General features: G+C 36.8%; 14 protein-coding genes and 1 pseudogene. 3 read left to right on the plus strand and 12 right to left on the minus strand.

The window, feature by feature from the left end; all coding sequences use genetic code 11:
* Window positions 1-30: 30 nt before the first annotated feature.
* The 4 genes from SD427_RS01020 to SD427_RS01035 form a co-directional block, all read right to left on the minus strand.
* Window positions 31-867 carry a M23 family metallopeptidase gene (locus SD427_RS01020; RefSeq protein ID WP_320559477.1) on the minus strand — a complete coding sequence of 279 codons (837 nt, stop codon included), beginning with the start codon at window positions 865-867 and terminating at the stop codon, window positions 31-33.
* Between the two features lie 6 nt (window positions 868-873).
* Complete coding sequence (locus tag SD427_RS01025; RefSeq protein ID WP_320559478.1) at window positions 874-1,476, minus strand: hypothetical protein; 603 nt, start codon at window positions 1,474-1,476, stop codon at window positions 874-876.
* Window positions 1,477-2,054: 578 nt separating this feature from the next.
* On the minus strand, window positions 2,055-2,462 hold the full coding sequence (locus SD427_RS01030; protein ID WP_320559479.1) for a hypothetical protein: 408 nt from the start codon (window positions 2,460-2,462) through the stop codon (window positions 2,055-2,057).
* Between the two features lie 8 nt (window positions 2,463-2,470).
* The gene (locus SD427_RS01035) at window positions 2,471-4,123 is read right to left on the minus strand and encodes a hypothetical protein (RefSeq protein WP_320559480.1); all 1,653 of its coding nucleotides are present in this window, start codon (window positions 4,121-4,123) and stop codon (window positions 2,471-2,473) included.
* A 142-nt stretch (window positions 4,124-4,265) separates the two neighbouring features.
* Between SD427_RS01035 and SD427_RS01040 the strand changes: the two genes are divergently transcribed.
* Both SD427_RS01040 and SD427_RS01045 read left to right on the plus strand, forming a co-directional pair.
* On the plus strand, window positions 4,266-4,631 hold the full coding sequence (locus SD427_RS01040; RefSeq protein ID WP_320559481.1) for a helix-turn-helix transcriptional regulator: 366 nt from the start codon (window positions 4,266-4,268) through the stop codon (window positions 4,629-4,631).
* Complete coding sequence (locus tag SD427_RS01045; RefSeq protein WP_320559482.1) at window positions 4,632-5,390, plus strand: type III pantothenate kinase; 759 nt, start codon at window positions 4,632-4,634, stop codon at window positions 5,388-5,390.
* Window positions 5,391-5,429: 39 nt separating this feature from the next.
* On the opposite strand, the gene SD427_RS01050 is transcribed toward SD427_RS01045, so the two are convergent.
* From SD427_RS01050 to SD427_RS01065, 4 genes and pseudogenes are all read right to left on the minus strand, one after another.
* Window positions 5,430-5,864 (minus strand): nucleoside deaminase, encoded by a 435-nt coding sequence (locus SD427_RS01050; RefSeq protein ID WP_320559483.1) that lies wholly within the window; start codon window positions 5,862-5,864, stop codon window positions 5,430-5,432.
* Entirely contained in the window at window positions 5,865-6,488 is a 624-nt protein-coding gene (locus SD427_RS01055) for a hypothetical protein (protein WP_320559484.1), read from the minus strand.
* 52 nt (window positions 6,489-6,540) lie between these two features.
* The gene (locus SD427_RS01060; RefSeq protein ID WP_320559485.1) at window positions 6,541-7,461 is read right to left on the minus strand and encodes a WYL domain-containing protein; all 921 of its coding nucleotides are present in this window, start codon (window positions 7,459-7,461) and stop codon (window positions 6,541-6,543) included.
* Window positions 7,462-7,698: 237 nt separating this feature from the next.
* A pseudogene (locus tag SD427_RS01065) lies at window positions 7,699-8,091 on the minus strand (IS3 family transposase); the annotation flags it as partial.
* A 353-nt stretch (window positions 8,092-8,444) separates the two neighbouring features.
* On the opposite strand from SD427_RS01065, the gene SD427_RS01070 reads away from it, so the two are divergent.
* Window positions 8,445-9,161, plus strand: a complete 717-nt coding sequence (locus SD427_RS01070) for a transposase (RefSeq protein ID WP_320561067.1) — start codon at window positions 8,445-8,447, stop codon at window positions 9,159-9,161.
* On the opposite strand, the gene SD427_RS01075 is transcribed toward SD427_RS01070, so the two are convergent.
* The 4 genes from SD427_RS01075 to SD427_RS01090 form a co-directional block, all read right to left on the minus strand.
* Complete coding sequence (locus SD427_RS01075) at window positions 9,158-9,496, minus strand: zincin-like metallopeptidase toxin domain-containing protein (RefSeq protein WP_320561068.1); 339 nt, start codon at window positions 9,494-9,496, stop codon at window positions 9,158-9,160. The two genes, SD427_RS01070 and SD427_RS01075, sit on opposite strands and share 4 nt — an antisense overlap.
* Window positions 9,497-9,738: 242 nt before the next feature.
* Window positions 9,739-10,233 carry a hypothetical protein gene (locus SD427_RS01080; protein ID WP_320559486.1) on the minus strand — a complete coding sequence of 165 codons (495 nt, stop codon included), beginning with the start codon at window positions 10,231-10,233 and terminating at the stop codon, window positions 9,739-9,741.
* Between the two features lie 2 nt (window positions 10,234-10,235).
* Window positions 10,236-12,752, minus strand: a complete 2,517-nt coding sequence (locus tag SD427_RS01085; protein ID WP_320559487.1) for a hypothetical protein — start codon at window positions 12,750-12,752, stop codon at window positions 10,236-10,238.
* A 72-nt stretch (window positions 12,753-12,824) separates the two neighbouring features.
* Window positions 12,825-14,378 (minus strand): hypothetical protein, encoded by a 1,554-nt coding sequence (locus tag SD427_RS01090; RefSeq protein WP_320559488.1) that lies wholly within the window; start codon window positions 14,376-14,378, stop codon window positions 12,825-12,827.
* Window positions 14,379-14,380: the final 2 nt, after the last annotated feature.

Genomic DNA, 14,380 nt, shown 5'->3' on the forward strand with positions numbered 1-14,380 from the left:
ATCATTTTAATGAAATCTTTCTTATACAAATTAATACTGTTTCAGGTAGGTTTTCTTTTCAGACAGGTATTCAGATTTTGTACCGTCTCCTGTCCTGAAAAGGGTTTTCAGGGTTTTCTTCTGCTTGGGTTGGGAAGGATCCGGGAGGGCACATACAAAATGCAGGTGAGGTCCGTTGGTCCATCCCGTATTCCCGCTCAGGGCAATAACATCCCCTTTATTTACGGTGTCTCCGGCTTTTACTTTAACGCCGTTCTGTTTTAAATGGAAATACTGGGCAATGGTGCCGTCGGAATGAAGAACAGATACATAGTTAGCCAGGTTGGCGCAGCTTACGGTCGGGCATCCTGTATTGTTACTCTGAACCACATCAATTACTTTCCCTTCTCTGGCGGCTGTGATTTCCGTTCCTTCCGGCATGGTAAAATCCAGTGAGTTTTCATTTTGGTGTGAGAACTTACCGTTGTAGCCCTGATGTACCGGGAATGATTTTCCTTTCTGATAGGGAAGATCATAGAGGTAATCGGCATCGTAGGCTTTTATGGTAGCGTCTCCTGCCAAAGTGTAATAGTTAGGCATTTTTTTAATTTTCCAGCCCTTCTTTCTGTCGGTCACCAGAAAGGCGGCCACCCGGTTTTTCTTTGATAAAGGCGGCAGTGCCTTTACCGTTTCAAATTTCATTTGCATCCGCAGATTCTCCAGTTCAGGCTGACCGGTAAAAGAAAGCGTGACCGGGTAAATTTCAATATTGTCGGCATAATAGGAGACGGTATCTTTATTTATTTCCGTATATAGTTTCGCGGGTTTCTGGGAAAAGGCAATCATTGACTGCACTATAATAAGTAGGATCAGAACTTTTTTTATCATTATCTATTATTTAATTTGAAACTGTTTTACCATCCAGTGCCCGGGGTGGTTTTTAACCAAATCATTTTTCAGGGCTTCATCTTTGGTGTTGAGGTAGCTGTATACTTTTAACGGAACAGAATCCGGATACATTTTCAATCCCTCGGAGACAGCCATTTTCGCTTCCTCAGTTTTTCCGGCGCGCTCCAGTGCTTCATATTCGTAAATAAAAATGATGGCAGGAAGTATTCCGTAAACGCTTTTTGTTTCATCTTTCAGCAACTCTATCATTTCGGTCTGAAATTCCGGGTCTGTCTTTTTTCCTGCGGCGGCAGTCTGGCTGATGTGCTGCTGGTACATCAGGAACAGCATCAGGAGATGGATGTTTTTTGTCCCGGGATCTGAAGCCAGCTTCTGGACTTTTTCTATAGTTTCGGGCTTCATCTCATCATTTTCGGCCTGCAGGTTCTGCGCATACAATTCATCCAGCAGATTGTAGATGGTTCTGTCGCTGCTGTCAATCTTTGCATCTTTTTTTATTTTCCCAAAGACTTCCTTTGCTACCGCAGCCGTTTGCGAAAATGTATACATACCAAATAAAAAGAATAAGAGTAGAACCAGTTTTTTCATGAAAGTGAGGTGAGGTGGTTTTGGGTTTTAAAGGTAATTATTTTGGATTTGATAATGTAGAAATATGTAAGGAGATGTCTCTTTTGTTCTAATGAGTTAATTAAATAAAAACCACCAAATTTGGTGGTTTGTTTAATTTATTGCTTTGTTAAACCAATCTTGTCTTCCGGTAAAAATGGCACATATGTCGAAAAGTTTGGGCATTTTGCAGGATCAATTTTGTTTCATCATTGGTAAAATATGAATGATTCAGATTTTGGTAATATTTTGTTTCATTGCGATTAATAGGTGTTGCCCATATTATTAATAATGTGACAGCATTAGAAATGAATATTCTTTTTCACAGAAATTGAAGCTAGTTTGATATGTGAAATTTCTTGAATTAAAACTTAGGCTCGACCAGATAGCTTTCGGTTGAATTTGTGCCATATCATTTAACAATTTAGGAAAAGGCTAACCTATATAATTTGCTTTGTTTGCTTCAAATTGTTTTAAATAGTTCAAAGTATCTAATTGTGCTTTACTTTTAATTATGAAAAGCAAAGCACAAAACATAAATATTTTATAGAGCAATTTGATCATCGATATACTTTGATGTCTTTTACTATTTTACTACCATAAAAGGATTTTTCGTCATTAGTAAAAAAGAAAGCATTTAGTTGCTCATAAGATTTTATAGTTGACCTAGGAATAGGTGTTTCCCAAAAAATTGCTAAATTAATTACATTATGAAAAGAATGTTCTTTTTCACAAAAATTAAAAGATGTTCTCGTAACGATATTTTTATTATTAAAAGGGGTGAAACTCCAAGCTGTTTTAGGATGAATTTGCGTCATGTCATTAAGGAGTTTAGAAAAAGGCTGACCAATATAATTTGCTTTATTTATTTCAAATTGTTTAAGATAATTTAAAGTATCTAATTGCCCAAAAATTTTTGTAAAGCAAAAAAACAATAATATGATGAATGTTTTAAAAATGTTTTTCATTTAAGTGTTTATTTAAGATTACAATCTGTTGTTTTTTCATACGTTGTTACTACTATAAACGGGAAAGCAGGATCTCCTGTAGGAACTTGTATTTCATTTTCTTTTACAAATATAGGTTGAAAATTTCCATTGCTGTCTTTTTTACTTAATCCCATTCCCATATTATATTTTCCTATTACAAAAGCCATAGCTAACTCTTTTGCTTCTTCATCTGATTTACCCGTATCTTTAAAATATTTTTCCGATAAATCAAAATCTTTACCGATATCTTTTGTTAGATTCCATGCATTATCTTCTGAGCTAAAATACTGGGATGGAGGATGGCTCAAAGGAAAATTGTCAAAATCTGCCTGATTGGTAATTACACAAGCATATGTGGCTCCTTCAGCACCGTTTATAATATAATAATCAAAGTTTGAGTTCTGATAGTTATTTTGCATAAACCAATAAATATCACCGGTTGAAGGCACTTCATAAACCTTAATCGTATGATTGTGTATTCCTCCTTCTGCGGTAAAAACATGATTAGTATCAATTGGTGGTAAATCAACCTGTGCTCCTGAAGAATCACCTAAAATAATATCGGAAGTTTTATAGCTTCCCGAAGTGTCTTTACCAAATATAAATCCTTTTTCTATTGTAGATGCAGAAATACCTGTTTTCATTATAGCATTTTGTGCAGCAATTACAGACTGATTGAGAAGGTTTTTTGCCTTTGCATTTTCAGAAATTATTTTCTCACAAGGGAGGTCGTCAAAATCCGAATCTGTATTACTGCCACCATTACCCCCACATCCCGGAGCAATTCTATAGAATACTTTTGCTTCCGCACAAGGATCTTTTGGTGGCTGTGGTCCAGGAATTCCACCGCCTCCACCACCACCTCCTCCGCCGCCGGGAAAGGAAGGGAAAGGATCATCTATCCAGGTAGCAGTTGTTGAGCAGGAAGTCACTACAAAACAGCTGATAAACCCTCCACAGCTACAGTTGCCATAATCGCAATTTGAGGCACTGTGACCATGCACACAGTAGTGATAGGTAGAACAAATCGTATTGTAGATAAATCCCTTGTTTTGTTCGGTTCCTATCTTTGCATCCAGGATGCTCAGCCTGTTGTATTCTAAAGAACCTTCATAAAGATCTTTCGGCAGGTTGGTAAACTCCTGATGCCCGAAGGTAAAGAAATCCATCTGCAGGAAGGTATCCATCAGAAGCTTTCTCCTTTTTGCCGGATAGTCGGTATTATAAACATATTCTTTCAGATAATCATTGGTAAAGTTCTGCAGATGAAAAACAGTATTTTTTTCATCCACTTTTACAATCAGCAGCGAGCTCAGCCCTGTCTTATCTGCTGAAAGTGGGATATACAAAACGGTTTTTTCAGCATTATCCAATACCTGCATCTTGTCCCAGATCGGCATCCCCTGCTGATCCGGCATCTGTGCAAGAAAGTTGTTCTCCCTGTTGTAGTTTTCCAGGATATCCACATAATTTATTCCGGCACGGGCATGAGCTCCATGGGTTTTAGCGTGCTTGAAGAATTCGGCAGCATTGCGCTCGCTGGCTGCCTCCTTATTGGCAAAATCTTCCTGAATACAGGAGTAAAGGGTACAGAAGACGGCTGCGAGAACCGACAGCCCGATAAGAATTTTTTTTCTCATTTGATCATTTGATATTCCAATGGTTAAATTAGTAACGATGTAATCGCTTTGATTACATGCTGCAATATTAAAAATATTTCCTTGTCTTGAGTGTTACTTTCACGGAAAAATTATTACTTTTACGAAAATAATGTTCACTCTTATGGAAAAGATCATCAAAAAGATCGCAGAGATCCGCAGCAAAAAAGGGTTTTCGTATGAGAATATGGCGCAGGACCTGGATCTCAGCACCTCGGCGTACCGTAAAATAGAAACCGGGGAAACTAAACTGACGGTTGAGAGGCTGGTTGATATTTCTAAAATACTGGAAACCCCGTTAAATGATTTGCTGGATACTGAATCTCAAAAAAATTTTAACCAGGAAAATAAAGATAATGCTCATGGATTTCAGGGATTTAATGACAATATTTTTAATGAATATTCAGAAGTTTCCAAAAAACTTATTGCTAATTACGAACAGCAGATCAAAGACCTGAAAGCCGAAATTGAACACCTGAAAAGCAAATAAATGAAATCAATCGTAATCAATATCGGCAACAGCAATATACGTTTCGGGCTTTTTAATGAAGACAATTGTGATGTATCATGGGTGGTGAATACAAAACCGTACCGGACGCCGGATGAACTGTATGTCCAGATGTCCATGCTGTACCAGACGTATAAAATCGAGCCCAAGGAAATTTCTAAAGTGGTTATCGGCTCGGTTGTCCCTCAGCTTACCAAAGTGATGAATGCCGCCATCAAAAAGATTCATGATCTGGATCCTGTGATTGTAGACCGGAATACCCCTTCGGGCGTGGTGGCAAAATCCAAACAGATGGGAACGGATATCTACGCCAATCTTGTGGCCGCCCATAACCTGTATCCGGACAGAAAGAAAATCGTACTGGATTTCGGAACGGCTCTTACGGCAAGCTGCGTAGCGGAAGATGGTGAGACATTGGGCGTGATTATCGCTCCGGGAATTATTACGGCATTAAATTCCCTGATCAGCCAGACGGCCCAGCTTCCGGGAATCGAACTGGTAAAGCCGAAAACCGTATTGGGCCTAGACACGGTAAGCTGTATGCAGAGCGGAATGGTCTACGGTTTTTTAGGAATGGTGGAAGGTTTTATCGACAGGATCAATGAGGAAGTACAGGATGACTGTTTTGTCGTGGCTACAGGCGGTGTTTCCCATGTATATAAGCCCCTGACTGATAAAATTCATGTGATGGACCGGCTTCATACACTGAAAGGGCTGTACTTTTTAGGAAAAGAGCTGTAGTATAAAAGTGAGGTTGAGGCGAGGAGCATCAACTGTGTATTACCGGCGTTTCGACTGAAAGAATTCCCTCACAATGGAAGCGCATTCGTTTTCCATAATGCCGGTTGCGATTTCCGTTTTCGGATGGAGGGTAAGGTGTTTGTTGATAAACCCGCGCTGTTCGTCCCGTGCTCCTATGACTACTCTTGAGATCTGCGACCAGGAAAGGGCCCCGGAACACATAACACAGGGTTCCAAGGTTACATACAATGTGCAATTTTTAAGGTATTTCCCACCCAGAAAGTTGGCAGCGGAAGTGATGGCCTGCATTTCGGCATGGGCAGTGACGTCATTGAGTGTTTCGGTAAGATTGTGTGCTCTGGCTATAACGCGGTTATTGGAGACCACCACACAGCCGATCGGGACCTCATCTTTTTCTAAAGCGATTGCGGCTTCATTAAAAGCCATTTTCATAAAGTATTCGTCGGTAAACATTTAGTCGAAAGTCATGGTTAAGGGAAGCTTGAAGCGGTATCTTACGTTACTGCCTTTAAAAACGGCCGGGGCAAACTTTTCAGAAATGGAATAGAGTGCAATTTCAGCCTGCCTGTTGAAGGTGAAGTTGTTTCCCTGTGCCTGGACGTTGCTGATGGTTCCGTCTTTCTCTACAATAAAGGCAATATGGGCTTTCACGGTTTTTTCTTCTGCATAGACGCCGTCTATATAAAACAGATCGGCCACTTCCTGTCTTAATGCATTGATGCCTCCGGGATAATCTGCAGATTTTTCTGTAGTAGGGATAAGATCAGTATGATTATTTGAGATCATGCCTCTGGTCTGAAGTTTCCTTAGATCTTCCAGGTTTTTTACTTTCAGCAAAGCTCCGATCAGTGCTACATTTTCTATACTGTCCATTTTCTTCATGAAAAACACAAAGTCGCCTTTTATGGCATCTTTGGACAAGGCATTGGTCTCGGCATCATATTTTTTCTTAAACTCATGATTAAGAAGCTGGTGGTGGTGATTGTAGTAATTCTTTACATTCCTGAATTCCTCTGCCTGCTGCGAAAAGCACAGGCATGAAATTATACAGAAAAGACACAGAAAGAGAGGTTTCACGTTGATATATTTATGTAAATGTAATTAAATATTCTGAAATGTGATGGCCTTTTTAGTTTTTCAGGTAGCTGCTCAGCGACTCCTGAAGGTGGTTCCGGATGTCTTCCACCAGGCGTTCCGGTTCCAGGACCTGCACTTCTTTTCCGTAGGACAGGATCTCCTGCATAAAATCGTAGGTCGGGTGAAGAAAAAACTCAAAGAAAATTTCTTCCGGGGTTTCCCTGGTCTCTTTCTGCGACTGGTGGAGCGGGAAGCTTTTGATGTATTCTCCCTGATGCCGGCTGCATTTGATCATGATTTTCTGAGGGATTTGCTCTGCTAAATTCATTACACCGAAGGCATTTTTAAAATGTTCCCTGAAATTATATTTGTATTTTTCACGGAAACGGCTTTTCGTAACATTCAGGTAATTGATACGGTCCAGCCCGAAAGATTTCAGCATCTTATCCTTGGTATCAATGGCAATAAGGTACCATCGGTCTTTGGATTCCTTCAGGGCCAGCGGATGCACTTTCCGGGACGTCATCAGCTTGTTTTTGTAGTTGTAATGTTCAAAGGAAACGATCCTTTTGTTACGAATGGCAAAGAAAAGGTCATAAAAATGCTCTACGCCGGTAGGTTTCCTGCTTTCAAAAAAGATAAAATCCGCAAAATCCGGATGTACATTCAGGGCGTTGCTGACCTGAAAGGATTCCAGTAATTTCTGGTTGTACTCATCCACTTCCATGATCGGGCGGCTCTCGATGTAGTAGCGGTTGTCTCCTTTCTTTTTGTTGTGAATGGACAGGTTGAAAAGATTTGCAATCTCGCGGATATCCCTTTGCAGCGTGCGGATCGAGTAGCCCTTGATTCCTGCATCCTGGAATTCGAACGAGTTCAGAAGATAGTCCTCCAGCTGCGAATAGGTAGCCGGAGAACTTTCCAGTCTTTTGATGATCAGGGCATATCTTGTCAGGTAAAAATCTTTTTTCATCCGGGTATATTTTATGGCAGCTCTGCTGCGTTAATGTGATCGAATGGAACGCAAAGCGTTTCATGATTAAAGTTTCTATCACAAAGATATAGGCTTAATGCGACAAAACGTGTCGTGTTTTACTTTTTGTTGAATTTTACAATGAAAATTATAAAAAGTGATTTCTTTCAATAATACTTTATATTCATTATTTATAATCAAATCTTGTGGATATGCAAATAAAAATTCCAGTATAAGTTAAGCTACATTTTTGTAAATTTTATTTTGATTGTTAAATTCTTCTATTGTTTGGTAATTCAGTGTACTGTGGCGTCTTTTTTTGTTGTACCAGACTTCGATGTATTCGAAAATTTCCAGCTCCATTTTTTCTTTTGTAATGAGCTTATTGCCTTAAATGACTTCTGTTTTTAATGATTTGAAAAAACTTTCAGCTACTGCATTATCCCAACAATTTCTTTTGCGGCTCATACTTCTTGTAACATCATAAAATTCACTGGTATCCGCAAATTTTTTACTTGCATATTGAACGCCTCTGTCGCTGTGAAAAATTAATCCAGTAATTATTTTCCGGTTTTTGACAGCCATTTTCCAGGCTGCAAGACTTATATTCTCTTTAATAAAACTAGTCTCTAACTCCAATTCCTTCGGATTTTCACAGTTTTTCGGATCATCTTCAGTGAAAATCGGTAACGGCTGGTCCGGATCTACTTTTAAACCGACAGATTCAGCCTGTAAAATGGTTAAAGTAGTGGGATTCTTGTGATCCAGTATTTACCTTGGGCTTTCCTGTTGGCTGTTTTAATTTAGAAGCTGTTTAAACTTATTTAGAAAGAGAGTTCCGAGAAAATTAGCAATTTTGGATTGCAATTTAAAAGACTAATAATCTGGAACTCATTAGCAAATATAAAATAGAGAAATGGATTTTACCCCATTTAAGCAAAGGAAAAAGAGGGTTTTCTACGAAGTTTGACCTTGTAAAGATAATTCAGACCATCATAAAACGGCTGAAAACCGGTTGCCAGTGGCGGGAAATTTCAATAAAAGACTATTTTGGGGAAGAAAACATAAGCTGGCAGAATGTGTATTATTTTTTTAATAAATGGAGCAGGGACGGCAGCTTCAGGAATGTCTGGGTTCATCTTTTAAATCGTAACAGGAGGATGTTGGATCTATCGTGTGTTCAACTCGACGGCAGTCAGACCCGGTGCAGGATGGGTGGAGAATCGACGGGATACCAAAGCAGGAAATCTGCGAAAACCAGCAATATGATTTTTCTTTGTGACAATCGTGGCCAAATGCTTTCAATGGGAAATCCCAGAAGCGGAAATCATCACGATTTACATGAAATAGAAGGCATTATGGGTGAGATTATTGAAATTTTGTCCGAAGCGGAAATTTCTCATAAAGGTCTTTTTCTGAATGCGGATTCAGGATTTGACAGTAAAAATTTAAGACAGAAATTAGAAATGGGGGAAATAACGGGCAACATCAAAACCAATTCCCGGAATAAGAAAACAGTAGATAATGATTACTATTTTGATGAAAAATTATACGAAAGCAGATTTAAAATAGAGCAGGCAAATGCTTGGTTAGACGGCTTCAAGGCTTTACTGATTAGATTTGAAACATTGAATATTACATGGAAGGCTATGCACTTTTTGGCATTCTCCTTAAGACTAATCAAAAAATTAAAAGTTTAAACAACTTCATAAACATATTTTTCTCTTTTATATAATCTAATCCAATTTTCTATCGTATAATCTCCTTCCTTAACTCCTTTTAATGGAGCATTCTTCACATATTCTTGAAAACCTATTTTAGACATTTCTTCTGCATGGTAATGTTCGTGTACCATTACATACTCTGTTACATCATCCATATATTTTATGGTATCAATATTGGGATCAAATTGTGCTAGAACATTTGGGTTATCAAATTTATCTACTTTCAATAATTTAGTACCATACTTTTTCATTACCAGTACCCAATCTTCTATTTCCGATTCTGAAAGAATTTCACCTCCTTGAACACCTATTTTTTGATATTACTTGCTTCAAGAACGTCATCAATAATTTTTTTGAAACTTCCTTTTTCTCCTTTTAAGATACACAATAATTCTTGAAAGCTTCAATAGTCCTTAGCACAAATCTGGAAAAAATTCTTATTGCTTTCAAAATGCTTTATGCCAATCCCTAACCAAGACGAAAGATTCCAAAGATCATTTTCTAATTTTTTTTAATAAAAAAACCGCCTCATTTATGAAGCGGTTTATAAATACTATCTTCCATAATCTTTAATGAAAGTATTTTCTGTGGGATGATATTCAAAAGTTTTTAGATTTAACCATCTTATTTCTATAAAACCCATTACTCCTTTTTCTTTGCTGAAATCATTATCAGTATCTATGTATGTAGCTAGAAAATTTTCTCCATCAATTTCTTTTATTTCACCTATTGAATAAATGGGAGAAATCTTATTCCAATTAATAGGTTTTGGTGGAAGTACGATTCTGACTATTTCCTTTTTTAAGTTGTACATCACAAGATTGTTTGGATGAGGATGAATTATTGAGTTCTTATAGAATAAAATTAAAATATATTCAGGAGATAAAAATATTTTAGCAGGTCTTTCTTTTTCAGACCACTCAAAGCTATATTTATGAATGTTAACTGACCAAGATAGCTCTATTGGATCTTCAATTATTCCATTTTCTTTTTCAAATCCATTCTTTTTTTCATCCTCTGGATATAAAGATTTAATGTAAAATTTCATAATTATTTTAATTTTTCTGAGTTAATTTCTTCTATGAATGATTTAAACGTTTTTTCTTCCCAAGCATTAATAAATTCCCACTGTTTAGGACCTGTATTTATTCCTGTATCCAAGTGACCAATATAACCTTCTCTAGTTGGTAATTCTTTACCTGCTTTTACTTTATACCTTCTTACAACCAATTCGCCTATTGCTTCATCTTTAAAGCTTTTAAGAACTTGAAGTTTTTCTCGTAATTCTTTTATGCTTTTTACTTCATAATCAGAGGCCCATCCACCAGGAACTTCTCTTTGTAAGCTCCTATTCTCAAACTCTACAATATAAAATTCATCTCCTTCTTTTAGGACTTTATCTATTACTTTAGATTTGTTAGTAGGTTTAACAGCAAAAGGATTATAATTTCCTGACCTTTCAAAAGTATAGTTAATATATTCTCCATCCCGAATTTTTCCTTCTTCAAACTTTGCCCGGAAACCTATATCATCACCTTTTTTTATAACCTTTATATTATCATTATACTTTTTAATGGTTTTTTTTCCAAAATCATCAATTACTTCCAGCTCTATTTTTACGTTTTTTAACTCTGTAAAATATTCATAATTATTGAGTTCTCTAAAGTATTTTATTTCAACAATAATTCCTTTAGGATTTATTTTTAAAAGTGTTTTTCCTTTAAATTCTAATACCAAGAGACCATCAATAATTTTTTTTTGAAGATTTGGAAAATTTTTAGTTAATAAATCTACAAATTTTCCGATACCTGAAGGTAATTTTTTTAGAAATATAGAAACTTGTTCATCTATTAATTTTATTGATTTCGTAAACGCTTCATCAATAATTCTCTTAATTTCATTCCATCCTCTCTTTAAAAATATTAATAACTCCTGAAAACCTTTGATAAGATCTTGTATGCTTTTTATAACAAATTTAGAAAAAGTTCTTATAGCTTTTACAATACCTTTTACAGCACTAAATCCTAAGCGAAAAATTCCTAGAATTGTCTCTGCTAATGCATTTACAATTGCGGCAACACTCAAAGTTCCTCCACTTACAAGTATTCCAACGATGATTTCAATAATTAGTGAAATGATAAACCCAAAAGCATAGCCTATAAAATAAGAGCAGGCAACAGGATCAAAGGTAAGATTCATTCCTTTTGATTTCTCATAAATGTATTTTGCAGTTTCGGTAAAACTGATCTTTTTTATTGCCTGTACAGCTTCATCAAACTGTTCCAAAAGGGTAGGCAGATATTTGTCTATGTTCTGAACAAAGTCTTTTCCCATTGTAATCCCGTCATAGATCATCTTCACCATGGCGAATAATCCTGAAAGAGAATCTACAAGCCCGTTCCACACTCCGCATAATAGGGCATTATATGCTTGTACACCATATTTAAGAATGTCAAGATTAGAAATGTCGTCTAAACCCGTAATGACATCGTACATAATGTCATAGGCACTAAGATACAGGTTGTATAAGAGTTCCAAAAAACCTTTTGGCTGACTGTTTTTTCTGAAATCTTTTTTGATGTTTAAAACCAACCTTACCAGATTATTCTGATCAGTAAGCATTGTTTTTAACAGTTCGGTGATTTCGCTAAAATTGACAATGCCATTACTGTCTTTTCCGGAAGAGAGAAGGGGATTATATCTGTAATTTTTATCGACTTCTCCGTTTTCAAGTTTTGGCGGTTTGGGCTGCCATCTGTTTTCTCCAAGTCTTGTTTCTTCTATGAGTAAAATGACCTTTTCTAAAAGAACACTGGTTGCTTTTCTGAGAGCATCATTGGTCAGGATTTCTAAACCGGGGCTGATAACAGAAATTCCACTGGAAAAAAAAGAAGCCAGCTTAAAGTATGTTTTGGCAATATCAACACGGATATCTTCAATATAGCCTTTCTGTAAAAGCGTTTTGATCTGATCATCAGATAATTCAGGGATTACTTTTTTTATTTCTTTGTAAATCTCATCATTACTATATAAGTCATATTCCAGCCTTCCGCTTTTATTCAGAAAAGATAAGACATCATTTGAAATTTTTATTGCGCCATAGGTTCCGCTGACCTTATCTTCAGTATTGTCTTCTACAAAAATTAATATTTCTCTTCCTGAAGGAGCAGAGACCTCAAAAGATTCTTTCAGTTTTGTAGCATCTCTTGATGAAAATATAATGACTCTGAAAGCAAAATTATTAACGTCTTCTACACCATAATAATAAAAGTCTTTTACAGTAGTTTTAATGACTGATTCTAAATCGCTTCCAATGTCCGGAATATAAGTGAAAGTTCCTTCAACAGGAGGATTTGAATCCGGATAATATTTTGTTAAGAGTTCATCAGGTGATTGATTGAAAAATTTTACGGTTGCAAGCGGGCTTACGTTGGTCATTCCTCGTATGTTCTCTCCAATTGAAAAAGTATTCTTAAATGAAGGAAATGAAGATTGAAAAAATTTATTCTCCATCGACAAAGCTTCTTCACCAATATCAAAAACATCTTTATATTCTGTATTTTTCATTTTTAATAATTTTAAAGGATTAATAAAAAGGCAGAGTCTTACACTCTGCCCCATATTATTGAAAAATTCTAATTAAAATGTATAAGCTGACTGGATGTTAAAGCCTGCGTCTGCACCTGTGGTATCATTATTGGTAGTATTGTTAATGTAGGAAACAAGAGATAATGCGTCTTCAATTCCTGTTCTTGTACTCATATTTACATAAGAACCATATTGTATGTACACAATAAATAAATTTCCATTTCTTGCGATGCTCCAATTAATTACAGGCTGATCATTAGGTGTACCTACTGCAAAGAGAGTGTCGCCTGCGATCGTTTTTGTATGATTAGCAATATTATTGCTACTAATACTTATTTGAAAATGAGCATTATTTGTCAAAGCCAGAGTATTATTTGTGTTTATCAAGCCCAAGACAATATTCATTAAAGAAAAAGCTGCATCACTCAGCCTCATCGTTCCGGATATTATGAAGTTTTGCCCTGCTGTAACGAACTCGCTGCTCTTTAATGCCGCAACAATGAGATTTTCCCTGGCGAAAGGTTTATTGGCAGCTCTTGCATTATAAGACATGGAACCCCCGGAAACCGTAATGACATTTTGTGTATTTGGAGTAAAAAGTTTAGTTTCCCATGTAAGATTATTTAAATTAATCGCATTTAAAGCAGAAACTATTTTAATTGTTAATGAAGTTACATAATAAGCAACGCCGTTCCATAACCTTATCTTATATTCTCCGATTGCTAAATTCTTAAAATTATAATAGAACATTAGGTCTAAGCCGTTTTGATATAACTGAACCTGTGAATTAGGAATGGTTGCTATTTTGGTAACACCATCTGCTGCCATGATATCTACAGAGAAAGACGTTGGTGGCAGGTTGAGGTTTGCACCTCTCAGACTGATCCAGTAATTTCTATCCTGTTTATCTATAACAGGTGGGGTAATGGCAGCTACGCTCATGGTATTTGTCGTCCACCCTCCGTTCATTGCTGTTTTCCATGCTGTTCTTTCAGCATCGGACATTGTTGCCGGCAGGCTTAAAAATGATTGTTTACCATTGGATTTTCCTACTTTTCCAGCTGGATTCTGTGTAATAAATGTATTGAATGCGGGGTCATTAGAAACATCGGCTAATCCGGAAATTGTGTAGTTTTTGCCGATTGTCTTCATTTCCCAATCGGCTCCTAATGTCAATCCTGCTCCGGTAACGGATGTTAAAGAAGAATTGGCGATATTCTTTCCTAAATCTCCTGCCGGAAGTCTTGCCACATCTCCATTATCATTTAAACCCACAATTTTAGGATAATCCAAAACATTACCGTCATTTGCAGGCCTGTTTAATTTTTGACGGACTTTTTCTTTTGTAACCGAATTGTATTCTGCCTGAGTGGTAATTCCATCTGCAATCAGGTCAAGATCTGAAATGCTTACATGGTCATCTGACAATGCTACCGGGATTGATCCGTCAACTACAGCATGGGTTTTCAAATCACCGTTAGCGTCAATGGCATAGTCTGTGTAAGTAGCTGCACCCGGTGCAGCTACTTGGTAAATAACATTGGTTTCTCTTTCCGTGGCAGGCGGCAATGCATTTACTCTTATTATTTTTCCTATATTGGACATTT

The organism is Chryseobacterium sp. JJR-5R (assembly GCF_034047335.1).
Lineage (GTDB): Bacteria > Bacteroidota > Bacteroidia > Flavobacteriales > Weeksellaceae > Chryseobacterium.